The organism is Actinoallomurus sp. NBC_01490 (genome assembly GCF_036227085.1).
GTDB lineage: Bacteria > Actinomycetota > Actinomycetes > Streptosporangiales > Streptosporangiaceae > Actinoallomurus > Actinoallomurus oryzae.
Map to the genome: position 1 here is coordinate 7520296 of NZ_CP109433.1, position 26507 is coordinate 7546802.

The 26507-nt window shown below is 71.8% G+C and carries 21 protein-coding genes; 3 read left to right on the forward strand and 18 right to left on the reverse strand.

The features are described 5' to 3' along the window. Positions 1-11 precede the first annotated feature (11 nt). From OG417_RS34760 to OG417_RS34790, 7 genes are all read right to left on the reverse strand, one after another. Positions 12-1874, reverse strand: a complete 1863-nt coding sequence (locus tag OG417_RS34760) for a TOMM precursor leader peptide-binding protein (protein ID WP_329237836.1) — start codon at positions 1872-1874, stop codon at positions 12-14. After that, complete coding sequence (locus OG417_RS34765) at positions 1867-2673, reverse strand: hypothetical protein (RefSeq protein WP_329237839.1); 807 nt, start codon at positions 2671-2673, stop codon at positions 1867-1869. The genes OG417_RS34760 and OG417_RS34765 overlap by 8 nt, the downstream gene beginning before the upstream one ends. A gap of 3 nt (positions 2674-2676) precedes the next feature. Beyond that, positions 2677-4011, reverse strand: a complete 1335-nt coding sequence (locus OG417_RS34770) for a SagB family peptide dehydrogenase (RefSeq protein ID WP_329237842.1) — start codon at positions 4009-4011, stop codon at positions 2677-2679. Next, positions 4008-4841, reverse strand: coding sequence for a DUF692 domain-containing protein (locus tag OG417_RS34775; RefSeq protein WP_329237844.1), 834 nt, complete (start codon positions 4839-4841; stop codon positions 4008-4010). Before OG417_RS34775 ends, OG417_RS34770 begins: the two co-directional genes overlap by 4 nt. A 70-nt stretch (positions 4842-4911) precedes the next feature. Next, entirely contained in the window at positions 4912-7026 is a 2115-nt protein-coding gene (locus tag OG417_RS34780; protein ID WP_329237847.1) for a glycosyltransferase, read from the reverse strand. 540 nt (positions 7027-7566) lie between these two features. Next, a complete protein-coding gene (locus tag OG417_RS34785; RefSeq protein WP_329237851.1) occupies positions 7567-8727 on the reverse strand; it encodes a glycoside hydrolase family 3 C-terminal domain-containing protein in 1161 nt (386 codons plus the stop codon). Positions 8728-8887: 160 nt separating this feature from the next. Further along, positions 8888-10060 (reverse strand): RNA-guided endonuclease InsQ/TnpB family protein, encoded by a 1173-nt coding sequence (locus OG417_RS34790; protein ID WP_329237854.1) that lies wholly within the window; start codon positions 10058-10060, stop codon positions 8888-8890. Positions 10061-10228: 168 nt separating this feature from the next. Between OG417_RS34790 and OG417_RS34795 the strand changes: the two genes are divergently transcribed. Both OG417_RS34795 and OG417_RS34800 read left to right on the forward strand, forming a co-directional pair. Continuing rightward, positions 10229-10429 (forward strand): hypothetical protein, encoded by a 201-nt coding sequence (locus tag OG417_RS34795; RefSeq protein ID WP_329237856.1) that lies wholly within the window; start codon positions 10229-10231, stop codon positions 10427-10429. Between the two features lie 69 nt (positions 10430-10498). Next, a complete protein-coding gene (locus OG417_RS34800; RefSeq protein WP_329237859.1) occupies positions 10499-11911 on the forward strand; it encodes a discoidin domain-containing protein in 1413 nt (470 codons plus the stop codon). Positions 11912-11938: 27 nt separating this feature from the next. Here OG417_RS34800 and OG417_RS34805 read toward each other — a convergent pair whose 3' ends face one another. Genes OG417_RS34805 through eccCa form a run of 4 tightly spaced genes read right to left on the reverse strand, consistent with a single transcriptional unit; the run spans position 11939 to position 19911 of the window. Next, entirely contained in the window at positions 11939-12349 is a 411-nt protein-coding gene (locus OG417_RS34805; RefSeq protein WP_329262796.1) for an FGGY-family carbohydrate kinase, read from the reverse strand. A gap of 3 nt (positions 12350-12352) precedes the next feature. Continuing rightward, positions 12353-12718: a hypothetical protein gene (locus OG417_RS34810; protein WP_329237862.1), complete on the reverse strand. Its 366-nt coding sequence runs from the start codon at positions 12716-12718 to the stop codon at positions 12353-12355. Continuing rightward, positions 12711-15869 carry an NACHT domain-containing protein gene (locus OG417_RS34815; RefSeq protein ID WP_329237864.1) on the reverse strand — a complete coding sequence of 1053 codons (3159 nt, stop codon included), beginning with the start codon at positions 15867-15869 and terminating at the stop codon, positions 12711-12713. The genes OG417_RS34810 and OG417_RS34815 overlap by 8 nt, the downstream gene beginning before the upstream one ends. Positions 15870-15903: 34 nt before the next feature. Further along, positions 15904-19911 carry a type VII secretion protein EccCa gene (eccCa, locus tag OG417_RS34820; protein ID WP_329237867.1) on the reverse strand — a complete coding sequence of 1336 codons (4008 nt, stop codon included), beginning with the start codon at positions 19909-19911 and terminating at the stop codon, positions 15904-15906. A gap of 123 nt (positions 19912-20034) precedes the next feature. Between eccCa and OG417_RS34825 the strand changes: the two genes are divergently transcribed. Beyond that, complete coding sequence (locus OG417_RS34825; protein ID WP_329237870.1) at positions 20035-21393, forward strand: EsaB/YukD family protein; 1359 nt, start codon at positions 20035-20037, stop codon at positions 21391-21393. On the opposite strand, the gene OG417_RS34830 is transcribed toward OG417_RS34825, so the two are convergent. From OG417_RS34830 to OG417_RS34860, 7 genes are all read right to left on the reverse strand, one after another. Beyond that, positions 21378-21692 (reverse strand): hypothetical protein, encoded by a 315-nt coding sequence (locus OG417_RS34830; protein ID WP_329237873.1) that lies wholly within the window; start codon positions 21690-21692, stop codon positions 21378-21380. The two genes, OG417_RS34825 and OG417_RS34830, sit on opposite strands and share 16 nt — an antisense overlap. Continuing rightward, positions 21689-22024: a hypothetical protein gene (locus OG417_RS34835; RefSeq protein WP_329237876.1), complete on the reverse strand. Its 336-nt coding sequence runs from the start codon at positions 22022-22024 to the stop codon at positions 21689-21691. The genes OG417_RS34830 and OG417_RS34835 overlap by 4 nt, the downstream gene beginning before the upstream one ends. 137 nt (positions 22025-22161) lie before the next feature. After that, positions 22162-23232 (reverse strand): Hsp70 family protein, encoded by a 1071-nt coding sequence (locus OG417_RS34840; RefSeq protein ID WP_329237879.1) that lies wholly within the window; start codon positions 23230-23232, stop codon positions 22162-22164. Next, positions 23232-23945, reverse strand: a complete 714-nt coding sequence (locus tag OG417_RS34845) for a response regulator transcription factor (protein WP_329237882.1) — start codon at positions 23943-23945, stop codon at positions 23232-23234. Before OG417_RS34845 ends, OG417_RS34840 begins: the two co-directional genes overlap by 1 nt. Then, complete coding sequence (locus OG417_RS34850) at positions 23936-24457, reverse strand: sensor histidine kinase (protein WP_329237886.1); 522 nt, start codon at positions 24455-24457, stop codon at positions 23936-23938. The genes OG417_RS34845 and OG417_RS34850 overlap by 10 nt, the downstream gene beginning before the upstream one ends. A gap of 381 nt (positions 24458-24838) precedes the next feature. Further along, complete coding sequence (locus OG417_RS34855; protein ID WP_329237889.1) at positions 24839-25378, reverse strand: hypothetical protein; 540 nt, start codon at positions 25376-25378, stop codon at positions 24839-24841. A gap of 139 nt (positions 25379-25517) precedes the next feature. Further along, positions 25518-26504 carry a 1-acyl-sn-glycerol-3-phosphate acyltransferase gene (locus OG417_RS34860; protein ID WP_329237892.1) on the reverse strand — a complete coding sequence of 329 codons (987 nt, stop codon included), beginning with the start codon at positions 26502-26504 and terminating at the stop codon, positions 25518-25520. Positions 26505-26507: the final 3 nt, after the last annotated feature.

The window sequence follows — 26507 nt, forward strand, 5'->3', positions numbered from 1 at the left end:
CGGGCTGCGGGTCATGGCATCGGATGCGGATGGTGGTCGATCTCGGCCGCTGACAGCGGGCTCATTCGCCGGCCGAGCAACGCGGGCACCGACAGCAGCCGGGGCAGACCGTGCAGGCGACGGTTGTCATGCCCGAAGGTCATCGGCAAGGTGCCCGGCGCCAGCACCCGCACGCACGCCAGGTCGGCGGCCCGGTGCTCGGCGGTCGTCTGATCCACGACGATGACGTCCAGGCCGGCCGCGGCGAACCGATCGATCACCTCGAGCAGGTCGTCGCGCAGGTCCCCGTGCCGGATCAGCGGCAGGCCGCCCACCTTCGCCAGTTCCACCTCGGCGCCGTCGGCGCCCAGATGGTCGAGACGGCGGGCGATATCCGGATCGGCGAACAGCAGGCCATGGTCGGCCATGCGCCGGACGTAGGCGGGACGTTCGGCCATGAGCGGGATCCGCCACCGGCGCGTTGCGTAGTCGGCCGTGACCAACGGGATGAGCATCGCCAGTTCGCCGGCGGCCTTCACGACCGCCGCACTCGGGTCCAGGTGCGCGGCCGCCGTGCACACGACGCTCGGACGGCCGGGCCGATCGGTCCGGGCCACCGCCCAGATCGACGGCACACCGGTGTCGACGGTGATGTCGAACAGCTCGACCCGGTAGCCGGTCCGGGCCTGGAGCACCTCGATCGCCGCCGCTGCCGCCGGGTCGGCACGGGCGTCCAGACGTATCCGCGGCACCGTCAGCCGAGTGTGCCAGGCGATCAGGAAGGCGTCGCGCTCGGCCACTTCGACCAGCGCGTGCAGGATCGCCTCCGTCACGTTGGCGCCGACGGCGCAGCCGCTGGAGGCGGTGAGGGCGAGCAGTGGCCCGCGGCGCAGCCGGTAGTAGGCCAGGGACTCGGGTATCAGGACGGTGCGCTGCTCGCCGAACGAGTACCCGGGCACCCAGCCGAGTTCCAGCTGCTCGGTGAAGGGCTCGTAGGGAAAGTCGAGCTCGGTGTAACGGTCGGCCGGGTAGAGGCCGAAGAGCTCTGGCGGGACCGCCCGGTCGGCGACCTCCCGGTAGCTCGCGCGGATCGCTCCGGTGGGCCGGCCCGCCGCCATGCCACCGAACCGCTCCATGGCTTCGAAGATCGCGGCGGCGGCACTTGTCGCCGCGTCGCGGTGGTGCCCGAACCCGGAGATGGATTCCGACTCGCCGACGGCGGCGATCGCCTCGGTCGTCACCATCCCGCCGTCGGCCACCGGAGCACCGAGCCGGATGAGGCCGGCCGGGCCGGTGACATAGCTTGCGCGGAGCCGGTCCAGTTCGGCGGCCGCGGGCCGCAGCCGGTATGCGGTAGGCGACCGTTTCGGCCGGCCGGTCAGCTCTGGGGCGGCCGCCGGGGCCGGCGGCGGGGCGCAGAACGGGCAGGCCGGGTCCGGGATGAACGCGCTCCGTTCGACGGTCAGGCCGGCCAGCTCGACGAAGAGCATCGCGCATCGGGTGCGCGGCGGTCCGGCGCCGGGCACCAGTTGCCGGGTGGCCTCGTCGAGCACCACGGCGGCGACCGCGTCGGCGGCCAACGCGGTGAGCCACGACGCGGCCGCGGGCGCCGGCTCCCGGAGAAGGTCCAGTACCCGGGGGTCGTCGGCGGCGCGCCTGCGCCGGGTGTCGGCGCAGCGATGGCAGCCGGGCACGCCGGCCGTCACCAGGGGTCCCACCGCCACCCGGCCGCGCTCGGCGCGGACCGCGAGCACCGGGGTGGCGGCCGGCGACGGCGCGGCCTGCCCGACGGAGACGATCAGCTCCGCCGGATCGCTCCCCGGGTTCGAGAAGGTGGCGTGCAGCGCCGGCAGCAGCGGTCCGGCCCCGACCACGCGGACCGGCAGGTCAGTCATCGGCAGCCCCCGGTCGCCGGAGCCCGTCGCCCGGGTGACGGTGTTCGGTCGCGGCGAGACCGTCCAGATCGATGCGGCGGAACGTGGCCGGTGGCGCGCCGTGATGCGCCGCGGTGACCCGGCGCAACACGCGCTGCACCAGCTGAGCGGCCACGACCCGCAGTACAGCGGCCGTGCCCTGACCGCCGTCGGGCGACGCCGTCCCGGCCCACACCTTCGACCACGGCACCGTGTCGGCGGCCGGGCACACCGGTGCCAACCACGCCTGGCCGGGGCGAAGGGCGGCCCGCGCGACCAGCGCCGGCCGGCCCGGCGCGGCCCAGGTCAGGGTGTCGCGGCCGGTGACGTCGATGAGCAGATCCGCCTCCTCGCCGCCGGCGATGTCCGCGACGGCGGTCACTGACGTCAACCCGGCCACCCGGCAGGCATCGGCCACCGCACCGGCCAACGGTCCGGTCCCGGCCAGCAGGTAACGGGCGGTCCGGAACGCCGTCACCCGTGTGGCGGCATCGCCGACGAAGGAGCCCACGAACGCGGCCTCGGCCGAATCGGCGGCCGCACCGGGAGTGCCGTCCCGCAGCGCCCGCGCGCCGGCCAGTGCCGCCAGCACACGCTCGGCTTCCGGCGCCGCCGCGAGGATCCCGGCGCGGTCGAGGTCGCCGGTCAGCAACGTCCGCACGTGGTCGATCTGGCGGTAGAGGGCAGGGTCGTGGATCCGCTGCGCACCATGATTGGTGACGATCCACAGCCCTTCGGCGGTGGGCACGAACTCGGCGTCCGCGCGCAGCAGTAGGCCCATCCCTCACCCGTCCACCGGTCGTGAACCCAGCAGGAACTCCCCGACACTCGATTCCGCCGCCGGGTCCAGTCGGGCGGCGCGGCTGAACAGCTCGGCATCGCCGGCCCCGAGCGCGCACGGTGCCAGGTCCATCGCGGTGGCGACCAGGTACATCAGATGGAACAGCACACCGGTGTTCTTCAGGATCAGCCCGTAGCCCATCGTCTGGTATTTCCACATCACCCGCCCGAAACGGGCCGAGATGATGACGAGGACCTGTGGTTTGGCGGCCACGCCGGCCGAGTCGGCCGCTCTGCCCAGCAGCTCGCGGACCGCAGGCTCCGGTGCGGCCAGCGGGTGCAGCCGGTGGGCCGCCCCGTCATAGTGGTAAAGGCCCGGCGACAGGCCATCCACAAGCCGGACCACCGCATACAGTTCGAGGCCGCCGGTCGAGCCGGCGGTCGGATACGGCAGGGTGACCTGGCGGCCGTCCGCGGTGACGTGCGCGACCCGCCCGCAGCGGTCCAGGAACTCGCCGAACTGGCCGACCGTGATCGGATTGGCGTCGTCGTGTTCTCGGATGGAACGGCGCCGCCGCAGCACTTGGCCCAGGCTCGGATCGGTCTTCGCCACAAGCGCGGGGTCGGCGGCGGCGAGCGGGATGCCGTCGCCACGCGGCGCGGCCGTCGGCGGCGGCTGGTCGAACAGCCCGTCCGCCCACCACGTGGCGCCGAAGTCAACGCCGGCGCGGGCTCGCCCGGTCAGCCGACTGCGGTGGTGGAACCAGAGCTCGTGTGGCTGCCACTGGCGCAGTCGCAGTTCCTCGTCCTCGCCGTCGGCGGTGGTCAGGCCCGCGTATTGCAGGTCGGCGAGCAACCGGGCAGCCGGTCCGCTCGCCCCCGCACCCGCCAGGCCGGCCAGCCGGCCCAACTCACGGCCGACGGCGTCATGGTGCAGCCGGAGATCGGCCCAGGCCAGCGGCGACTCCAGCAAGAGCCCGCCGGCGACGGCCCGTAGCACGGTGAACCGGGACAAGGCGCGGCCGGGTGACGGCGGAGTGCGTGGCCGCACCGGCTCGATCGAGTACAGGTGGTCGGCGCCGGCGTACACGGCCTGCCGGACCCAGCCACCGTCGAGCAGCCGGTCCACGAACGAGCCACCGCCGGCCATCAGGCGCAGCACCGGCAGCCGGCATTCCTGGCTGGACAGGCGCTCCAGCACGGCCACCTGGCCGCCGGTGAGCCCGGTGAGGATCTCCTCGTGCCGCCGGTCGGTGAGCTGGGCGGCGCGGGCGCGGGCGCTGAGCCGGCACCGGACGCCCGGTCGCAACGCGGCGGTGACGTGTGGGTCCGGCGTCACGCCACCACCGGATTCCGCATGATCGACCGGGCCCGCCAGACCTGCTCCAGCAGCGGTCGCAGGCTGTCCAGGTTGGCGTCCTGCTCCAGGATCGAGGCCTTCAGATCGATCCGCCCGCAAAGCTCGGCCAGCAGTTCCCATACCTCCTCGGGGACCGGATGGGAGTGCCCGTCGATGAGCACGCCGTGAGCCCAGAATCCGCCGGCGAGGTGCACCTGCACCACGTGGTCCAGCGGCAGCCGCTGGAGGTACTCGAGCGGGTCGAAGAGATGGTTGACCGAGTTGCTGTAGACGTTGGTGAGGTCGAGCAGGATGCCACAGCCGGTGCGCTCGGTGAGCCGGTGGAAGAAGTCCGGCTCGCTGATCGGCGAGTCGAAGTCGACCAGATAGCTGATGGTCTCCAGCACGAGTGGCTTGCCGAGGGTCTGCTGGATGGTGTCGACCTTGCCGATGATGCTCTCCAGAACCTCCTCGGTCCGCCAGAGCGGGGCCAGATGGTGCAGGTCGATGCCCGGCACCTTGGTCATGCACAGGTGATCGCTGTAGTACGGGGCGCCGGAGACGTCGCTGACCCGCCTCATGCCGGCCAGGTAGTCGGGCGGCACCGGGCCGACGGTTCCGATGGACAGCCCGACGCCGTGCGGGATCACCGGGTACAGGTCGCGGATCTCGCGCAACTCGTCGAGGAGTTGTGGCTGGGAGATGTATTTGTCGGCCAGGACCTCGACGAAGTCGATCTCGTCCCGGGCTGCGGCGATCCCGTCGGCGAGTTCCTCGCGGTAGCCCAGGCCGGACCCCAGGTACGGTATCGAGGCGAGATTCACCGGCATGCGCTCGCTCCTTACATTGACTGGTGGGCCAGGCCGATCGTCGGGCCCGCACATGGTCGTCGGGTGGCCGTCATGTGGCAGTGCCGAGGCGGAAGCGGATGAACCCGCGAGCGTGGCAGTTCCGCAGCGCCCCGTCCACCGCGTCCGGGGTGAGGTTCGCGGCGGGGAAGCGCGCCGCCATGGCGGCCCGGATGTCCTCGACCGTCTGGTCGCCGGTGCACTCGCCGAGCAGAGCCGCGACCGCCGGGGAGATGCCGAACGGCGTGGGCGCGCCGCCGGTCCCGGGCCGCAACACGACGTTGGTCGGCTTGGCCGCGGGCTCCGGCACGGGACCATCGGCAAGCGCGTCGGCGATGGCCGGGATGTCGTAGCCGAAGGCGAGGACCATCACGCCGTCGGCGGTTCGCGGCCGGGCGGTGGGCAGCAGCGGTCCGTCCGCCGGCGGTTCGGCCGTCGCGCCGAGCAGCAGCAGGTCGTCGGCGTCGACCGTGCTGTGGCGAAGCTGATTGATGGCCGCCTCGTATCGAGTGAGGTCGCCGGCATAGCCGGGCAGGTCCGGGTCGACCTGAATGCACTCTGTGAGGAAGCGGCCGAAGGCGATGAGGGCCGTTGACGTGGTCTCTCCCGGCATGGCGGGATGCAGGTCGTAGAAGCGGTCGAAGTAACGGACCACCGTCTCCTCGCCGAAGGCCAGGGCGCAGAGCGGGAAGGCGGCGATGATGCGTTCGCCACGCTTGACCCGGAGGCTGTCGGCGAAGATCGCCAGCATCTTGCGGTCGATCGAGGCGAGGATGCTCCGTTCCTGCTCGGTGAGCGTGTACTTGGCGAGAGCATCGTCCGGGGCGTGCTGGAACCAGCCCCGGAACGCCTCGTCGACGTAAAGCCGGGCGAGCGCCGCCTGGGTCTCCGCCATCGTCATCTGCATCCTCCGTCGAGTGATGTCCTCGCCGATCTGAGTGAAGGTCTCCGCCAGATGGCGGCGGTAGCGTGGCCAGTCCTCCAGATCGCGCGTCATCTGGTGCCCGGCCGACCCGATCCGGGCCGCGGCGGCCGGGTCCGCGAGGACGTGGTGAACCGCACCGGCCAGCGCGTCGGCATCGCGCGGATCGACCAGCAGGCAGTTCTGTCCGGACCGCAGCCGGTCGCGGAAGTGCTGGTATTCGGCGACGTCCGCGGACAGGATCAGGCACCGCCCGGTGGCGAAGGTCTCCCGCGGTGCGGCGGGCCGGTGCGTCGCGACGGGGAAGTCATGCTCCAGGTAGGCGATCGCGGTGCAGGCGGCGATGAAGTTGGGCACCAGCTGTGGCGGCATGAACGGCAGGATGGCCACCGAGCCGGCCACGTCGAGGTCCTCGGCCATCCGGCGGAGTGCGGCGAGAGCGTGTTGCGGCCCGCTGGACACGAGTACCAGGTTGCCGGCGCCGGTCCGGCCGCGCGCGCCGGCGAAGGCCCGTAGCAGCCGGTCGGTGCCCTTGCCGAGGCCGAGCTTCCCGTAGCAGCCGATGGTCGGTGCCGTCGGATCGAAGCCGGGGCCCGTACCGACGGTCGCGCCGAGCGACTTGATGACGGCCGCCAGCTCCAGTGGCGTGGCGTCCGGGTGGAAGTGGTCCGTCGGCACGCTGTGCGGGCCGGTCGTATAGATCAGCTCATCGTCGACGCCGAGGTGACGGAGGCCGCGGCGGGCCAGGTGTCCGGTGAGCCAGAAATCGGCCGACTTGGCGATCTCCTGGTAGGTGGCGGTCAGGCCCGGGTGACGGTAGAGCCGTCCGATGTCGCTGCCCGCATGGCGGAGGCCGAACGGTGTACCAGTGTGAACCGCCGCGATCGAGGCGGCGACTCCGTAGGGCTCGAGGTAGTACCCGTACAGCAGGTCGAGGGGCCGCCGCCGGTGCAGGTCGATCGCCAGGCCGGCAAGCTTGCTCACGAACGGATTGGCCGCTGGGATCAACCGCAGCAGAGCCGGGTCGCTCACCGTTCCATGCAGCGTTACCGCCCCTGTCCCAGCTGGTCCGGCGGCTTCCGCGTACGCTTCCTCGGCCATCCGGTATTCGACTTCCACCTCGTCGGCGTTCGTCACGATATGGACCTCGTGACCCGCGGCCGCCAAAATATGAGCGTCCCAATATGTATTGACGCTGACGCCGCCCTGGATGGGCGGATACTTGCCCACGATGGCAATGCGCAATGCCCACCGATCCTGTCCGGCGAATGACGCCGATTCAAGAATTGAACGGACCAGTGACCTGAATCGAGCCACTGGCCCGCCTAGTGGCTACTTCGGGTGGCAGTTACCGGCAGCTTGTGGCGCAGCCGTGGCAGGGAGTCAGGTCGACGGTGCCGACGTCGCTACGGTCCGCCTGGGCTTGGGGCAGCTCAAGCTCGTCGATGTCGAACATGGATTCCGGCATTCTCTCCTCCTTCCGCGAGAGTGAGAAGGGAGCACGGCGGATTTACCGTGCTATGACCCGCGTTCGCCCAATCTCGTGGGACCCGGTTAACGCGGATACTTTGCATGTTTTTACAACCCTCCACAGATGTCAATATCCCGCAGCGACGCACAAAGGATTGCCGGGCTCGAGTGCGAGAGTCGGTCTCCCGCCGCATTCAGGGTCGCCGTTTGGGTGATACTGGTCCCACCCATTCAGGGTTTACGGCCTGTGAGGCGGTAATCAACGGTCGTGCCTCGATCTCCCGCGCGGTGGCGGCCAGGCATGAGTGGCCGTACTTACCGGGGTTTCTCGGCGGTCGTGGTCCAGATGAAGGTGGCGGTGCCGGACGCGCCGGAGGAGTCACTCGCGGTCACGGTGACCGTGTGGGTGCCCCTGTGGTCGGCGCGGCCGGTGATCGTGCCCGACGGAGTGATGGACAGGCCCGCGGGCAGGCCCGACGCCGTGAAGGTGAGCTTCGCCGCCGCGGTGCTCACGGCGCCGATCCGCAGGGACACCGGGGCGCCCACCCGGCTGCTCATGCCGTGCGGGTTGGCGACGATCATCGAGCCGCCGCGGCTCGGGGTGCCGGACACGTTGCTCCGCGGCGTGCGCGTGACGTTCAGCGTGCCGCTCAACGGCAGGTGCCGCGAGGAGTCGCCGACGAGGATCCGGTACGCACCGGGTGTCGTCGTCCATCCGCCGGTCGCGTCGGCCCAGTGCGCCAGGTCGTGCGCGGTCAGGGTGAAGCGGACGGTCCGGCTCTGGCCCGGTCGCAGCTCGACCCGCTGGAAGCCCTTGAGCTGATGCGGCGGCTCGCCGGTCGAGGCGGGCGCGCCGACGTACAGCTGGGCGACCTCGGCGCCGGCGCGGGTGCCGGTGTCGGTCACCGTGGCCGTCACCGTCGAGCCGTCCGGCCTGAGCGAGCCCACGTGCAGGTCGCGGAAGGAGAACGTCGTGTACGACAGGCCGTACCCGAAGGGGAACAGCGGCGTGATGTTCCGCGCGTCGTACCAGCGGTACCCCACGTTCAGCTTCTCGGAGTAGCGCACCCGGCCGCCGTTCCCCGGCCACTGGGCGATCGTGTGCGCGGGCACGTCGGCCAGGCGCGCCGGGAACGTCACCGGCAGCTTGCCGGACGGGCTGACATCGCCGAACAGGATCGCGGCCAGTGCGTTGCCGACCTCCTGGCCGCCGTACCAGCCCTCGATCACCCCGGCGACCCGGCCCAGCCAGGGCATGGTCACCGCCGACCCGGTGTGCAGCACCACGATCGTCTTCGGGTTGGCGGCGGCCACCGAGGAGATCAGCTGGTTCTGCCGGCCGGGCAGGTCGATCGAGGCGTTGTCGCCTCCCTCGCTCTGCGGGTACGTCGCGAAGACGATCGGCACGTCGACGGTCCTGGCCAGGGCGACGGCGCGATCGATGCCGCCGAGGCCGTCGGCCGCCTCGTACCGCACGGTCGCGCCGGAACCGGCCCGGTTCGTGATCCCGGCATGCCCTTGGGTACGGGTCCTCAGTCAACTACTCGGTTTTTAAGGATCGAGTTCGTTGACTCAGATCCTTGAGGCCTCGTTTATGCTCCCCGGGCGCGGCTGGCTGACGTGTCCGGGGGCACATCTACCCGTTCGCTTTTGCGGGGGCGGGTTCGGGCATGTTGACGAATACCCACGCCGAGCGTGCGCGTTGGCGCACGTTGACCCCGGCGACGTGGTCGGCGGGTCCAGCGAGGCCGCACCGACGACAGCGGAAGGTGTCCCGATCGGGCCGGTTGGCCCTTTCGGTATGGCCGCAGCGCGGGCAATGCTGCGACGTGTAAGCAGGGTCCACCTCCAAGAACGGCACACCGGCGCGGCGCGCCTTGTACGCCAGGAACTGCCCCAGTCGGTGGAACGGCCAGGACGACAGGCGTGCCCGCTGATCGCGAGGAACCGTGACCCGCCCGCGGATACCGCTCAATTCTTCGACGGCGATACCGCGACCGGTGCGTGCCGCGACGACAACGACCTGCTTGGAGACCGCATGGTTGATGTAAGTGGCGTGCCGCGCCTCACGGCGAGCGCGCTTGTGGAGGAGTTGTTTGGCCGAACGAGTCTTCTTGGCCTGGAGTTCGGCCCGCTTGCGGGCCTGCCAACGCCGATACCTGTCCAACCTCCGCCCCTGATAGTTGTCTCCATCGGAGGTAGTGGCCAGATTGACCACACCCCGATCCACCCCGATCCAGTCCTTCGGCGCGAACTGGGGAGCCTCGGGCACCTCACAGGTAGCGGTCACGAACCACTTGCCGTCCCGGAACACTAAGTCGGACTCGCCTTGACGAGATTCGACAAGTTGCTTGAGCGCTCCCGGCGAGCAGGCGAACCGGACATTTTTCATCCGTCCGTCCAGCGTCCAGATCGACACGGTCTGAGCATCGTAGTTCCACGACAGGCAGCGATCGTCATAGGTGTGCGCCGCGTACCGGCGGAACCGGACCGGTTCGGAGGTGGCCTTGCGGCGCCGTGGGGAGCCTTCCCCGCCGAGCCTGCCGTTACGGATGTTCGCCCGCAGGGTGGTGTAGGCATCGACCGTTCGTTTGATGATGTGCTGCGCGGCCTGCGCCCCGAACCCCTGAGCCTTCAACTCGCCGTAGCACAGCTTCCGCAGCGGCAACTCCCGCGCCCTGAGCCCAAAACGCTCGAACGCCACCACCGAAACCCGGTTCGCGGCCTCGTTCGCCGCCGACAGGGTCCGCTCCAACGCCGAGGCCTGCCCGGCATCCGGCATGAGCTTCACTCGCACGACGATCTTCACAGTACGCAATCGTAGCGTTCTTTTGCGTCACCAAGATGGAAATCCAGTCGGATGCACTCAGAGGACGAAGCCTCGCACACAAGCCTCCACCAGGAGTTGCCGAGCCACATCCGCATGCGTCGGCGTGGCGTGGCTCGGGGGCAAACGAGGCTGAGATCGGGGGAAGACGTGGGCATCTCCCGCAGAAGGTTCCTGACGTCCGCGATGGCCGGTTCGGTCGTCGCCGCGGCCAGTGGGTCGCAGATCGTGTCGGCGGTGCACAGCCCGGCGAGCGCCGCGAGCGGGCCCGGTGACGTCGTCGGCAAGATCACGGTGGGTCACCAGGGCTGGTTCGCCTGTCCCGGCGACGGCGCGCCGATCAACGGCTGATGGCACTGGAGCCAGGACTGGGGACGCCCGCCCTCACCGGGCAACACCGCCATCAAGGCCTGGCCGGACATGCGGGAGTTCGCCCACGGATACCAGACGGCGTACGCGAACCTGAACAACGGGCAGCCGGCGACGCTGTTCTCCTCCTACGACCAGCAGACCGTGGACACGCACTTCGCCTGGATGCGCGACAACGGCTGCGACACGGCCGCGCTCCAGCGCTTCGACCCGACCGGCGGCGAGGGCCCCACCCGCGACGCCATGGCGGCGAAGGTGCGCTCGGCCGCCGAATCGACCGGCCGGAAGTTCTACATCATGTACGACGTCTCCGGCTGGACGAGCATGCAGCCGGAGATCAAGGCCGACTGGACGAACAAGATGAAGGCGCACACGGCCTCCTCCGCGTACGCCCGCCAGAACGGCAGGCCGGTCGTGGGCATCTGGGGCTTCGGCTTCGCCGACGACAACCACCCGTGGAGCGCCGCGGCCTGCCTGGACGTGGTCGACTGGTTCAAGGGCCAGGGCTGCTACGTCATGGGCGGCGTGCCGACGAACTGGCGGACCGGGGTGAGCGACTCGCGCGCCGGCTACCTCGACGTCTACCACGCCTTCAACATGATCTCGCCGTGGATGGTCGGCCGGATCGGCACCGCCGCCGACTCCGACCGCTTCTACACCGGCTTCACCGTGCCGGACCAGGCCGACTGCGACGCCCACGGCATCGACTACCAGCCGTGCGTGCTGCCCGGCGACGTGTCGGCGCGCCAGCGGACGCACGGCGACTTCATGTGGCGCCAGTTCTACAACATGGTGCGGGCGGGCGTGCAGGGCATCTACATCTCGATGTTCGATGAGTTCAACGAGGGCAACCAGATCGCCAAGACCGCCGAGACCGCCGCCACGGTCCCGTCCGGGTCCGGCCTGTGGGCGCTGGACGAGGACGGTACGGCCTGCTCGTCGGACTACTACCTGCGCCTGACCGCCGACGGCGGCCGCATGCTCAAGGGACGGCTCGCACTCACCCCGACCCGGCCGACGCGCCCGGTGGTGTCCGGCGGCGGGAACGGGAACCCGAACCTCGCGGCGGGCCGGGCCACGGCCGAGAGCAGCCACACACAGAGCTACGGGTCGGGCAACGCGGTGGACGGCGACCCGGGCAGCTACTGGGAGAGCGCGAACAACGCGCTGCCGCAGTGGGTGCAGGTGGACCTGGGCACCGCGACGAGCGTCGGCCGTGTCGTGCTGCGGCTGCCGCCGTCGTGGGGCGCGCGCACCCAGACGCTGTCGGTCCAGGGCGGCACCGACGGCTCCTCGTTCACCACGCTGAGCGGCTCCGCCGGTCACGTCTTCGACCCGTCGTCGGGCAACGCGGTGACGATCACCTTTCCGCCCTCCAGCGTCCGGTACGTCCGCGTGAACGTCACCGCCAACACCGGCTGGCCGGCCGCCCAGGTCGCCGAACTGGAGGTGTACGCGACCTGAGCCTTCGCCGGCCCCGGCCCGTGCGGGTCAGCGTCCGGGCTCGCCGGCGGAACGGATCGCCGCCCGGACCGTGCGCCAGGCGGTGAACAGCTCGTCGTAGCGCGCGCTGCGCCGCGGATCGGCTTCGTAGCGGCGTACGTTCGGGCCGAGGGCCCGGTGGGCGGCCCGCAGGTCGGGGCACTCCCCCGCGCCGACGAGAGCCAGCATCGCCGCGCCGCGCGGGCTGACATCGGGTTCGGCCGAGACCAGCACCGGCCGGCCCAGGACGTCGGCGCGCAGGCGCGCCTGCCACGGGGCGCGGATCGCGCCGCCGCCCATCAGCACCGGAGCGGTGTCCGCCCCCGGCGTGTCCAGCCGGGAGACGGCCTCGCGTACGAGGTAGGCGGCGACCTCGTGCGCGGCGTGGACGACGTGTTCGGGCCGGTGCGCGGGCGTCAGCCCTCACAGCGCGCCGCGTTCGGCCGGGCACTGGTCGGGGAACCGGCTGCCGGTCAGCGACGGGAGAACGAGCAGGCCGTCGCTGCCGGCGGGCAGGTCCCCGGCACCGGCCAGACCCGGATCGCCGCCGGTGAGCCCGGCCAGCGCGGCGACCGCGCCGCCGGTCATGCCGGTCGGGCCGCCCAGCGTCCACAGGCCGTCCACCAGGTAGGGGTTGAGGATCGCGTCGGGGGCGGCGTGCGGCTCGGCGTGCAGCCGGGCGATGACGTCGGTGGTGCCGGCGACGTCGACGATCACACCGGTGCCGGTGCCCGCGACGGCCGCCACCCCGACCGTGCCGTCCGGGCGCCGTGCTTCGGTGTCAGTCACTCGCGATGACGATCGCCTCGGCCGCGTCGGAGCGGCCCGTACGCCGCCGTTCGAGCCAGGTGACGCCCGCCGCGATGTGCCGGAACAGGTCGCCCAGACCGGTTCTCCGCCGGATGTCGGCCTCGACGGCGAGACAGAGCGCGCCGAGCCGTATCGCGGTGGCGGTCGTGTCGGTGAGGTCGTCGCTCCGGTCGAAGACCGGGCCGGCCACGCTTTCGAGGGTCTTGGCCATCTCCGCCGCCCACAGCGTCGACGGCAGGAGGTTCGGCGCCTTCAGCAGAACGCTCTGGATCTCCGCGACGGCGTCCGTGACCAACCGGTGGCACTCGTCGGGCGACACCGTGAAGCCGGTGCCGCCGACGCGCGCGGTGTCCGCGAACCGCTCCGCGAAGCCGTCGACGACGGCCTGCGGACGCTGGTGGTCGTCCCGCAGAGTGCGCGAGAGGCTCAGGGAGAGCGCACGGCCGATCGCGAGATCGTGCACGCGCTCGTGCGCGCTCGCGAGATCGCCGGCGCCGGTGCGCTGTCTCGCGCGCGCGGACCTGCGCCGGTCGCGTTCGAGATCGTGCCGGAGGGCGAGCAGCGCGCCGCGGATGCGCGCCAGGTCGCCCGCGTGCGGGGACTCTCCCCCCTGCGCGAGTTCGAGTCCGATCGTGAGGTCGGCCACCAGGTCCCAGGCCAGTTCGCGGACGAACTCCGCGATCGTCCGGGGCATCTCCGCGCTCAGCTGGTCGACGACCTCCCGGACCCTCGCGTTGTCGCGATTCAGGCCGAACTCCAGGTTGAGACCGATGTCGAAGGCGCCGACGAGGTTGTTGGCCAACGCCGCGTTGAGAGCGGTCGCCAGGTCCGTGAGCTGGGCCAGGGTCCGGTCGAGACCGGGGTCGGAGGCGGTGTCGAGCAGGCGGAGAAGAACGCCGACGGCCGACTTCGCGCGCACCAGGAAGATCGCGATCAGGGCCGGCGTCTGACGGCGGAGATCCGCGACGACGTCGTCCCGGAGCAGGCCGCCCTCCACGGAGCCCGGATGGGGTGTTCCCTCCGGTATCCAGAGCGCCGGGCTCGCCCCGCGATCGGCGGGCTGGGTCCAGTAGCAGACGCCGGGACGGCGGATGATCCGCTGCACTCTGCGGTCCTCCAGCTCCGCCGACGTGGGCAGGCGGTGGAACAGCTCACCGCCGAGCAGCTCGTTCACCCAGGTGACGAACGCTGCCGCGTCGCTCGCGCGGGTGCCCAGCGCGATCTCGCGGCCGGCCCGGGGCGTCACCGCGTCGTCCGGCCGCCGCTTCCGCTGCGCGTCCCGGAGGAAGAGCTCATAGATCTCCCAGTTGACGGGCAGGGCGCAGATGCGGCTTCCGTTGGAGGCGTACACGAGCTGGTGGAGGTGGCGCGCCACCAGAACGCTGGCGACGAGCCGGTTGTGCTCCACGCTGTCCGAGTCGGCCTGCTCCAGCACGTGGTTCAGCTCGTCCTGAAGCTCGGGGGCGAGTTCGCCTGCGTCGTCGGCACAGTAGAAGGCCAGGGCGAGCGCGGCCGGGCTGCGGGATCGAAGACACGCCTCGACGATGGGGCCGGGGTCGCTACGAGCGGCGTAGAGAAGCGTGCATTCGCGCCACCAGTCGTCGTCCACCGCGTCGACCAGCACCGAGACGAGGCCCTTGTCCTTCAGGCGCGCCGCGGCCAGGTATTCCTGGAAGGTGAAGTGGGTGAAGGCGTAGACGCCGTTCTCCCGCTCGATGACCAGGCCGTTCATGCTGACGTCGTCCAGGAACGACTCCGCGGACAGCTCCTGGGACACGCGCCGCACCGCGGGCCGGAGGATGGCGACGCACTCGGCCCTGGTCAGATCGCGTACGCGACGCTTCATCATCTCCAGCGCCAGCACCCGCAGCAGCATCTCCTTCTGGTCCCCGCGGGGCTCGACCGCCAGCTTCTTGGCCTCCAGCCTCCGGTAGAGCATCACCTGGCAGATCTCGCTGTACAGGTCGAACCGCCTGCCCGGCAGGGACCCGCGGAAGCGATGCACGTTGGCGATCATCGTCAGCAGCAGCGGGTTCGCGGTCAGCTCGTACAGCCCGGGTGACTCCCGCAACCGCCGGCGGAGATCTTCCGCGCCCTCCTCGGCCGAGCGCGCCAGGAGCTCGTCGTTCTGCCCGGCGGACGCCTGGCGTTCGATGGTGGCGTACCACGAACTGATGAACCGGGACATCTGCTCGTCGGTGAACCGCCGCGTCTGCAGGACGGTGGCGCCCTCGATCGGCGTGGCCTCATAGCCGCGGGGCCGCGACGTGATGACGTAGTCGTTCTCCGGATACTCCCGGATCTGGAGCTCGATCCAGTCGGCGACCCGCCGGCGGTCCGCCTCGGAGGCGACCTCGTCGAGGCCGTCCAGCAGCACGAGGCAGTTTCCGTCGCGGATCTGCCGTTCGAACCAGCCGGACGGCTCGTCGGGGCCGAGCCGGCCGAGCGTGTCGTGCACGACCTTGTCCAGCGCGATCCGCGGTGTGGTGTTGATCGTGTGGATGTGGTCGCGCAGGTACAGCAGGATCGGGACCGTCCGTCGCCGGCCCCTGCGGTGCTGGCAGATCCGGCGCGCGGTGTACCGCAGCAGCGTGGTCTTCCCGCTGCCGGGCGCCCCGACGACCGCGATGACGGCCGGGGTCACCCCGTCGAGGAAGTCGGTGATGGAGCGGCGTTCGGTCGACTCGGAGGCCGCGTCGGCCAGCAGGTCGCCGCGTATCTGGTTCGGCGCCCTGACGGCCAGGCTCACGTCGATGTACACGTCGTCGAGGTCGGGCGTGTAGAACCCGGGCGTCGACAGCCCCTTCTGGTCGATCTTCTGCAGGTTCTGCGCGAGATGGTGGAGGTACTTCCCCTTGAACCGCGTCAGCCTGATGCCCAGCGCCCGGTCGGCGCCCTCGATCCACGACGCGCGCCGGCGCTGGACCAGGTCCCGGACCATGCCGGCGACGAACCGTCCGACCGTGACCACCGCCCAGTAGGCGATGACCGAGAGAACGGCGATCACCGGATGCTCGTGGACGAGGCCGTGCGCCAGCGCGGCCACGGCCGACGGAGGGAGCAGCAGCGTCACGAGCCACGCCAGCTTCGGCAGGCCGGACCAGAGGTTGCCGTCTTCCTTGCCGGGCATCGATGTGAGTCTCTCCCTGGAGGCCATGTCCGGGCTACACGTCGGTGGGCGTCTCGAGGGCGCGGCCGACGCCGCCCGGCTCTCCACCGGCGTACAGGGCGGTCTGGACGACGCGGGCACCCGTCCGCCGATCGGTGAGAACGCCCCGGCCCGTAGGGAACCGGCGGGGTCTGACGCCGGCGAGGACGCCCTCGTCCCCGCCGCCTGACATGATCAGTGCGGGTGACGCCATATCGGTGACGCGCTGGATGATCGGGTCGAACATGCCCCGGCCCGCGCCCCCGATGCCGCGCGCCACGATGACGTGCAGGCCGACGTCGCGCGCGGTGGAGACGAACTCGGCCAGCGGCAGCAGCGGGTTGCCCGAGGGCGCGGCCACGAGCTCGTAGTCGTCGGCGAGCACGAACACCTCCGGCCCCTTCCACCATGACCGGGCCCGCAGCTGCTGCGGCGTGACGTCCGCCGACGGCAGCCGCCGGGCCAGCGAGTCGCCTACGTCCCGCACGAGCCTCTCCGCCGCCGACACCGACGCCGCGTAGCCGATGCGGTGCTCGCTCTCGGTCGCCTGCAGCAGGCTCTGGCGGTAGTCGAAGACGACGAACCGGGCCTCGTCCGGGGTGTACCGCTCGGTGAGCGCGCTCGCGATCTGCCGCAGGAGATTCGACTTGCCGCACTCGCTCTCGCCGATGACCAGGAAGTGCGGCGCGACGTCGAAGTCCAGCAGCACCGGCGCCAGCGCGTCCTCGTCGATGCCGATCGGCACGCGGCGTCCGGTCTTCTCCGCCGCCGGAAGCGCGGACGACGGGAGCACCGCCGGCAGCATCCGGACCTGCGGCGCGGCCGGGCCCGTCCAGGACTCGCTCACCGCGTCGACCAGCCGCCGCACGCCGTCGGCGAGGCCGTCGGTGCCGGACACGCCGTCGATCCGCGGGAGCGCGGCGAGGAAGTGCAGGCCGTCCGGGGTGATCCCCCGCCCCGGCCGTCTCTCCGGGACGTTGGCCGCCGCCTTCCGGTCGAACGCGGAGTCGGCCGGGTCGCCGAGCCTGAGCTCCAGGCGGGAACCGAACATGTCGCGGATGCTCGCCCGGAAGTCATCCCAACGGTTCGCGGAGGCCACGACGTGGACGCCGTAGGCGAAGCCGCGTGTCGCCAGGTCGGTGATGGCCGTCTCCGCCTGCTCGAAGTCCTGGCGCACGCCGATCCAGTTGTCGACCACGAGGAACACGTCGGCGAGCCCCGTGCCGTGCGCCCGCCGGTACGCCTCGATGCCGTCGACGCCCTGCTCGGCGAACCGGCGCTCCCGCTCGGCGAGGACGGCGGCGACCTCGGCGAGCGTGCGGTGGACGCGGTCGGGATCCAGCCGGTCCGCCACGCCGCCGACGTGCGGCAGCGCCCTGAGGCCGCCGAGGGCGCCGCCACCGAGGTCGAGGCAGTAGATCCACACCTCCTGGGGCGTGTGGGTCAGCGCCAGTGAGGCGATCAGCGTCCGCAGCACCGTCGACTTCCCGCTCTGTGGCGCGCCGACCACGGCGACGTGCCCGGTGGAGCCGGACAGCCCCAGCCACAGCGTCTCGCGGCGCTGCTCGGACGGCCGGTCGACGACGGCGACCGCGGCGTTCAGCCGGCCGCGCCCCTCCCAGTCCGCCGTGGTCAGGCCGAGGTCCGGTGTGGTGCGCAGAGGAGGCAGGAGCCGGTCGAGCGTCGGGGACTCCTCGAGCGGCGGCAGCCAGATCCGGTGTGCCGGCGGACCCTGGTCGGCGAGCCGTTCGACGACGACGTCGAGCACGCTTCGCTCGTCTTCCTCGTCGTCCCGCACCGTCGGCGGGCCCGGACTCTCGGTGGCCTCCGGGTCGACGCGACCGGTCACGAACGGCACGACCTGTGCGGCCCCCGCGCCGTCGCGGCCCTGCCGCGCGTACGGGCCAAGGGCCCCGGACCGCCCCGGTTCGTACGCTGCGGAGACGCTCGCCGCCATGAAGCGGACCATCGAGTCGTTGTTGATCTTCAGGTATCCGCTGCCGGGGGCCGGTGGAAGCTCGTACGCGTCGGGGACGCCGAGGACGGCCCGTGACTCCGAGGCCGAGAAGGTGCGCAGGCCGATGCGGTACGACAGGTAGGCCTCCAGCCCGCGGAGCTTGCCCTCCTCCAGGCGGTGCGACGCGAGCAGCAGGTGCACACCGAGCGACCGGCCCAGGCGGCCGATCATCACGAAGAGGTCGGCGAAATCGGGCCTGGCCGACAGCAGCTCGGAGAACTCGTCCAGCACCACGAAGAGCGCCGGCATCGGCGGTATCCGGGCGCCGCGCTCGCGCGCCGCCTCGTAGTCGCGCAGCGAGGCGTAGTTGCCGGCCGCCCGCAGGAACTCCTGCCGCCGCACCATCTCGCCGCGCAGCGCGTCGTACATCCGGTCGGCCAGCGACGGCTCCTCCTCCAGCCCGCTGATGAGGCCCGCGACATGCCGGAGCCGCTCCAGGCCGAGGAAGGTCGCGCCACCCTTGAAGTCGACGAGCACGAAGTTGACGGCCTCCGGGGAGTGCGTCATCGCGAGGCCGAGGACCAGGGTGCGCAGCAGCTCGCCCTTACCGGAGCCGGTCGCCCCGATGACCAGGCCGTGCGGGCCCATGCCGCCCTCGGCGAACGCCTTGAGGTCGAGCTCCACCGGCCGGCCGTCGGTGTCGACGCCGATGGGGACCCGCAGCCGGTCGCGGTGCGCCCGCTGCCTCCAGAGGACCTCCGGGTCGGCGCCGCGGGCGTCCGGCACGCCGAGCAGCGACGGCAGCGCCGTGCTCGCGGCCGTGTAGTCCTCGCCCGGCGTGCGCACCGGGCTGATCCGCAACGGCGCGAGCTGGCGGGCCAGGGCCTCGGCCTGGGGAAAGCCGACGTGGTCGGGTGTCCACACCGGCTCGCCGGCCGGGTGATCGCGCATGCGCACCTGGTCGTAGGAGACCTCCAGCGCCAGGGTCGTGTCGTCCGGCCACCCGCTCGTCGCGCCGCTCGTCGCGCCGCCGAGGTCGATGACGCACACTCCGGCGAGGCCCTCGGCGCCGAGGGAGGAGTCCGGCGTGACGACGCCACCGTCCAGGATGACGACGTGGAACGGCGTCTGGAACGGGTCGCCGTGCCGGCTTCTGCGCGGGCGGTAGCCGAGATCGAGGAGATTCTCCAGCTCGGTGAGATCGTCGGCGAAGAGCCGGGTGGGCCCGGCGGCGTCGCGGGCGGTCGGATGCGACGCGTGCGGAAGCCATTTGATCCATTCCCAGTAGGGGACCCGGTCCGTCGACGCGCAGACCGATATCCGCAGATCCTCGGGAGCATGGAATGCGGCGAGCTGCATGATCGCCGCGCGAAGCATGCCGCAAACGGCGTCTCTTTCTCCGGACAGGACAATGCGGCCGAACGCCTGAAGAGCGATTCCCACCGGGGCGTCCGGCAGAATGGAATGGCTGGCGAGGAGACGGCGGAGGGCTTCCGCGCTGACCGGTTCGAGATCATCGACCGGCGGTGTCTCCGGCCGGACGAGTTCTGCCGCGAGTTGCTGCGGGCCGGTGCCGAAACGGGCGACGCCGAAATCGGAATCGTCCGGGCGCCTCTCCCAGAGCCGTGAGCTCGTGACGAGCGACCACAGGCGTTCGGGGGCCGGATGCATCCAGGTCAGCGCGGCGCGCTGATCCCGGGCGATCCTGCTGAGCCTCGTGTGTATTTGCCGCAGGTAGCGCAGATAGTCGCGCCGGGCGGCGGCGGGACGCATGCCCGCCGATGGCTCGGCGGCGCTCCTCCGGCCCAGCTGACCCGCGACGGCCATCATCACCGTCAGCGCCAGGACGAGAATCGTGATCTTCAGCAGGCGGTCGGCCCGGTCGTCGACCAGGACGAGGACCATCGTGGCGCAGCCACCGGCCAACGCGAGATAGGTCAGCGTGTTGCGAAAGCCCGTATCCGTGGTTCTCGGGAGTTCGGGAGGCGCCTCGAGGAAGATCTCGTCGCGCGGCATCGCGGGAGGAACTCTCCGCGCCTTGCGCCGGACGAGGACGGTGCTCGGCAAGCCACCACTCCCGATGCGTTGGATTCTCGAGTCAACTTCCGCCAGTCTAGGAACAGATCGCCCCGGGTCGCATCAGTTCGGCGATCCTGCTCGGTGACGGTAATACGGCAATGCGAGGCCCTGGTGAATCTTGCGGAAGACGAGGAGCTGTGCCGGGTCACGGTCGAAGGACCCCAGCGCCGGGTCGACATGGCCCTTCCGGTCGACGTGCCATTCGCCGATCTCCTTCCGGTGATCCTGAGTTACTCGGGCCGGGATCTGGCCGAGGTGGGGCTCGAACACGACGGCTGGGTCCTGCAGCGGCTGGACGAGACCGCCATCGACGCGAGCATGACGCCCGCACAGGTCAGCCTCACCCACGGCGATGTGCTCTACCTGCGCCCGGCGATGCGGCAGCTCCCCGAGTTCTCCGCCGGCGAGGCCGACGCGCCCGAGAGCGCCGACTCCGGCTCGGCGGAGGGCCTCTCCACCCTCACGGTGAGCGTGACGGGCGGCGTGTCCGCCGCCGCGGTGGCGGTTCTGCTGCTCGGCGGATTCCCCTGGATCGCGGCGACGGCCGTCGCCGGCGCGCTCGCCCTCGTGTTCCTCGGCCTGGGCGCGGTCGCGGCGCGCCGGCCGTGGGCCTCCGGCATCGGCCTCGCCTGCCGGCTCGGCGCTCTTCCTCTGGCGTTCCTGTCCGGCCTCCACACCACCGACCTCGCCCACCTCGACCTGCTTCATGCCCTGACGGGCCTGGGCGCGCTCGCGTCGACGGCCCTGGCCGGCGCGGTGCTCGCCGACGGCGCGGTGCCGGTGTTCTCCGCGGTGGCCGGCGTCGCGCTGGCCGGTACGGCCGCCACCGGTCTGGGCCTCATCGTGCCCGAGCTGTCGGTCGCCGCCGCCGTGGCCCTCGTCGCCACCGTCGTGCCGGCGGTCCAGCGGACCGTCCAGTGGACCGCGCGGCGGATCAGGGCCAGGACACCGCACGTGCCCATGCAGCTGGAAGAGGCACCGCCCGAGCCGCGGGGCGCGTGGTCGTACCGGGCGGAAGGCGTGGTGACCGGGTTGGCGCTGTCGACCGGCGTCACCGGTGCCCTCGCCGCGGGGATCCTGGCCTTCTCCGGTGGCGGGTTCGCCTGGGCGGCGGGTGCGGCGCTCCCGTTGGTCCTTCTCATCCGCGCACGCGACACCCGGAGTGACCTCACAGGTCACACGCTGGTGCTGTCCGGCACGGCGGGCCTCGCGCTGCTCCTGATCGGCCTGTCCCGCGCGTCCTTGCCTCTCGCCGCGGCGCTGCTGGCCGTGCTGATCGCCGGAGCGGCCACGCTCGTCGCCGTGTGCCTGTGGCGCAGCCGCCGGCCACGGGAGCCGTACCCGTCCGTGATCCGCCGGCCCGCCCCCTGGAGCCGGACCCTGGGCGTCACGGAGGCGACGCTGACGCTCGCGAGCGTCCTCCTGGCACTGGCGCTGGCGGGCGTCTTCGCCGGTCACGGCGGGCTGTAGTCCTCCCGCGCGTCCCCGGCGTCATACGCCGGTGCGGGACGGGCCGGCGCGGGACGGGCCGGGCCGAGCACGGCGACGAGCACTCCGGCGACCGTCGCGCCGGACAGGCCCAGCACCTCGTCGCCGATCGTGTCGCGGTAGATGCCGATCACCTCGTCGGTGTTCATGATGAACGTCGCGTACTCGGCCAGCTCCCACAGGATCGCCGCGATCGCGCCGAGACCGGCGCAGGCGAACGCCGGCATCCACCGCGGCAGCGCCGGCCCCCGCCGCAGCGCGGCGCCGAACGCGGCGCTCACCAGGGTCCAGTCGGCGAAGTGGCAGAAGTCGTCGAACCAGGTGAGGGTGTCATCGACGTCGCGGCGTTGCCCGCGACGTCGATGACGAACGGGGCGACGACCAGCGCGTCCACGTCCCACGGGTACCGGGCCGACCCGCGCAGGCGGCGGACGATCGACCAGACGACGGGGACGAGCACCGCCGCGATGGGGTAGGTCATCGCGCGGATGCCCATGGCCTTGTCCGCGAAGCGGTCCCAGTGCGGGTGTGCGAGCGCGAACAGCAGCAACCCCGCCAGCGCCGCCTTCATCGCGAGGGACAGGGCGGCCCACCACGTCGTCGCACGGTTCACAGCCGCCATTATCCGGTCGGCGGCCGGACGGTCCCCGATCCTCGGAGAAGTTCCCCGCCGCGGTCCGCGGTGCCGACGGCCAGGCGACACTCCACGCGGTGCCGGCGGTCAGGTCACGAGCCGTGCGATGCCGGCGGTCAGGTCACGAGCCGTGCGATGCCGGCGGTCAGGTCGCGGGCCGCGATGGCGGCGCCGAGGGCGACCGCCTGGTCCGGGTCGACGGTCGTGTCCGCCACGCCGCCGAGCCGGCGTTCGATCATCCGCCGCACCATCGGCATCCGCGTCGACCCGCCGACGAGCAGGATGCGGTCGATCCGCGACCAGCCCACGCCCGCCCGGCCGAGGACGTCGTCGGCGACGTCCGCGGTCCGCTGCAGCAGGTCCCGCGTCATCTGCTCGAACCGCTCGCGGCTGACCTCGACGGTGTAGCTCCGGTCGGGGCCGCCGAGGAACAGCCGTGTCTGGAACGCGCGGCTGAGCGCGTGCTTGGCCTGCTCGCACCGCTCACGCAGCTCGGCCTGGCGGCAGCCGCCGTCGAGCAGCTCGGGCCCGGCCAGTTTCCGCACCTCCGAGGCCACGTGCTCCATGAGCCGGCCGTCGAAGTCGAAGCCGCCGAGCCGGCGGTCGCCGCCGGTCGCGACGACCCGGGTCTCCTCATCGCCGACCGTCATCACGGTCACCTCGAGCGTCCCGCCGCCGAGGTCGTACACCATCACCGTGCCCGGCGTGACCCTGAACGCCAGGCCGGCCGCGACGGGCCCGTCGACCAGCCCGGCCACGGTGAGGCCGGCCGCCTCGGCCGCGCTCCGCAGTGCCCGCCGGCCGGCGTCTCCGGCGCGCGCGGGTACGGCGAGGACGAGTCCGCCGGCCGGTTCGCCGAGCGCCGCCGCGGCGTCCTCGGCGAGCCGTCGCAGGATCAGGCCCTGGATCTCCGCGGCGCCGCGCACGCCGCCGCGGGAGCCGGTGAACGTCCAGCCGGGGGCGTCGTCCCGCCGTTTGACCAGTTCGACGCAGTCGCCGGGGACGTTCTTCGTCGCGTGCTTGGCGGTCTTGCCGACCAGGGCCTCGTCCGTGCCGGAGAGGAGGACGACGGAGGGTGTGAGCAGGTCACCCTCGTGGTTCCACAGCAGCTCCGGCCGGCCGCCCGGCCGGGCCGCCGCGACGGCGGAGTACGTGGTCCCCAGGTCGATGCCGATCGCCGGTGCCATCACGCCTCCCGGTCCCGGTCCCGGGCCGTACGGGCGCCGGGCGGGCGCGCCCCCGCGCTGCGCAGCCAGGCCAGCACGGCCAGGACGCGTTTGTGGTCATCGGGCGACGCCGGGATGTCGAGGGTCTTGAACACCTCGCTGAGGTACGCCTCGACGGTCGGGACGGCCACTTTCATCCGCTCGGCGATGGCCTTGTTCGTACGGCCCTGGGCGAGCAGTTCCAGCGCCTCGCGCTGCCGCGCCGTGAGCAGGGCGATGGGGTCCTGGACGCGGCGGGTCCGCAGCATCTGCTCGGCCAGCGCACCGTCGATGACCGTCTCTCCGGCGGTGACGCGGGCGAGCGCGTCGACGATCGTCTGCGCGTCCTTGATGCGCTCCTTGCCGAGGTAGCCGATGTGCGTGCCGTCGCCGATGGCGGTGATGCGCCGCAGGTACGCGGGCGTCATGTGCACCGAGAACATCACGATGCCCAGCCGGGGATCGTCCGCGCGCAGCCGCTCGGCGGCGTGCAGCCCGTCGTCGTCCTGCGGGCGTCCGAGGTGCCCGCCGAAGTTGATGTCCACCAGCACCGCGTCGGGCCGGTGACCGCGGACCTGGACCAGCAGCTCGGCGGTCGTGGCGGCCTCGGCCACCACGTCGACGCCGAGGGCCTGGATGCTCTGCCGGTACAGGTCGCGGAGCATCGGCACGTCGTCCGCCACGATCACACGCACGGGATCCTCGCGATCACGTGCGTGCCCGCGCCGCGCGGGCTGCGGACGTGCAGGCGCCCGCCGTACGCCTCGATGCGGTCGCGCAGCCGGGCCGGCCCGGGCCCCTCCCCGTCGGCTCCGCCGACACCGTCGTCCCTGACCTCGGCGACGATGACACCCCCGGACCGCCGGACGTCCACCTGGACGTGGACCGTGCCGGCGTACTTGTGCGCGTTCGTCAGCGCCTCGCTGACGAAGAAGTAGACGGTCTTCTCCACCGTCGCCGGCAGGCGGTTCTCCGGGACGGTGAGGTGCACGATCAGGCCGAGGCCGTCGGCGGTCTCCTCGACCGCCGCCGCCAGGCCCGCGTGCGTCAGCGTGTGGGGGTAGACGCCGTGGGCGAGGTCGCGCAGCTCCCGCAGGGCACCCGCCACGAGCCGGTCGGCCGTCTCCACGAGCGCCGGAACCTGGCCGGCCTCGGCCTGTTCGATCTTGGGCCACGCGCAGCGCGCACAGGTCCTTCTGCGCCCCATCGTGCAGGTCGGCGACGATGAGCTGGCGCGCGTCGTAGTCGGCGGTCAGCAGGCGCCGCGACAGCATGAGGTTCTCCAGCGCCAGCTTGCTGATCGCCACCGCGGCCCCGGCCAGGTCGCCCTCTCCGGCCACGCCGGCGTCGACGACCAGTAAAGCCAGCCGCCGGCCGCCACGGCCGTGCACCGGGATGGTGCGGCGGTCGCGCGAGGAGGCCGCGACGTCGGCCGATTCGCCGTCCACCGTCAGGTAGCCGCGATCGGCCTCGGACCAGACCAGCAGGTCCAGGCCGGGATCGCGCAGATTGTGCCGCAGCAGCTCCCGCAGCAGGTGCGTGGTCGGATACCGGGTGTCGAACACGGTCATCAGCGAGGACAGCCGGGTCAGCCGCCGCTGCGCGAACGACACCAGGAACGCGAGGGGCACGCCCAGCTCGGCCATGCCCTCGATGGCGAACACCTCTTCGTGCCGGCCGGCGAGCGAGGTGATGCCATGACCACCATGAAGCGGCGCCGGTGCCGTCCCAGCGACGGCGCGGGATAGCGCAGCAGCGCCCACGCGGTGAGGGTGATCGGCAGGTACTCGAAGACCTGCGCGTACAACGGGCCGGGGCCCGACGCCCACTCATGCGCCCATTCCAGTGGTCGCGTGACCCCCGACGCGATCAGGACGTACCCCGTGACCCGCTGTTCCGCATCCCCTGCCAGGAGCGCCCCCGCTCCGATGGCCCCAGCGGACACCAGCAGGTTGACCACGGTCGGGAGTGGGTGCCGGACCCAGAGCCTCCCCTCGGCCACCGCGGGGACGAGCACGGCTGCCACCAGCGCCGCCTGGACCGTCACCGATCTCCACCGCGGCGAGCCCGCCATCCAGGCCCACGGCCGGTACCGTCCGGTCCGGGTGGAGGGAACCGCGGCTGTCATGACACTCCCCTTTGCCAATCCACCGGCTGACGGTCCCCGGTTGCCGGGCACCAGCTTGCCGTCGGATCCGACCATTAGATACCGGGCTACCCCGGTAGAAGTACCGAGAGCTATGCGCTAACCCCACACAGCGGGGCCGTCACCCCTGCTCACGGCCTTCCGGACGGTTCTCCGCGACCCAGGCGTCGATGGTCTCCCACCAGTCGAAGAGCCAGCGTTCCCGGCCCTCCGCCGGAATCTCCTCATGGGGAATCCTCCACCAGCGGGCGCGCAGAGGCTGGAACATCGGGATGTTCCGCCAGACGTCGGACGGGGAGAGCAGGTCGTCCGCGCCGGTGTGCGCGACGAAGACGACGTCGGCGTGCGGCGCGGCGGCGAGCGCGGTGAGAGTGCCGGTCGCGCGGGGCGGCAGGACGTTCGGCATGGCGCGCGCCCGTTCCGCCGCGGCCCGGCGGCCCCTCCGGCGCAGGCTGCGGATCGCGCGTACGCGGCGGCGCGGGGTGAAGTTGCCGCCTTCGGGGAAGATCAGCAGCGCGTCGCGGCCCTCCAGCCCGGCGGCCAGCCGTTCGATCTCGGCCACCGGTCGCCCGCCCGGCTCCTCGTCCCCCGTGACGAAGACGTTGGGCAGCCGTCCCAGCACGACGTCGACCGCCGGATCGAGCCGCAGGGCCGCCTTCATGACGATCCGTGGCCGGCGCCCGTACACGTTGAGGAGGAAGTGCACGATCAGGAACGAGTCGCCCGGTCCGGCATGCCGGCTCAGCACGATCACCGGCCGGTCCGAGGAGGCGTTCAGCGGTTCCTGAACCTCGATCGTGAGCCCCAGCGCGCGCGACCCGACGCCGTACATCCGGCCGAGGAACCAGGCGCACAGCGCGTAGTGCCGCTCGCGTACGGTCTCGGCGTCGCCGCGGGCGGGCCACAGCGCGAGGGCGGCGCAGAGCACGGCGCACTCCATCACCAGCCACGACACCACGATGACCGTCACCCGCGCGACGCGGCGACGGCCACGCGAGGCGACCAGCCCGAGCAGAAGGAGCGGCGTGCCCACCGCGACGGCGACGGCCGTGAGCACGACCAGCAGCGGGATGAGGGCCAGTCGCCGGGCGAACCGTGGCGGGATCATGAG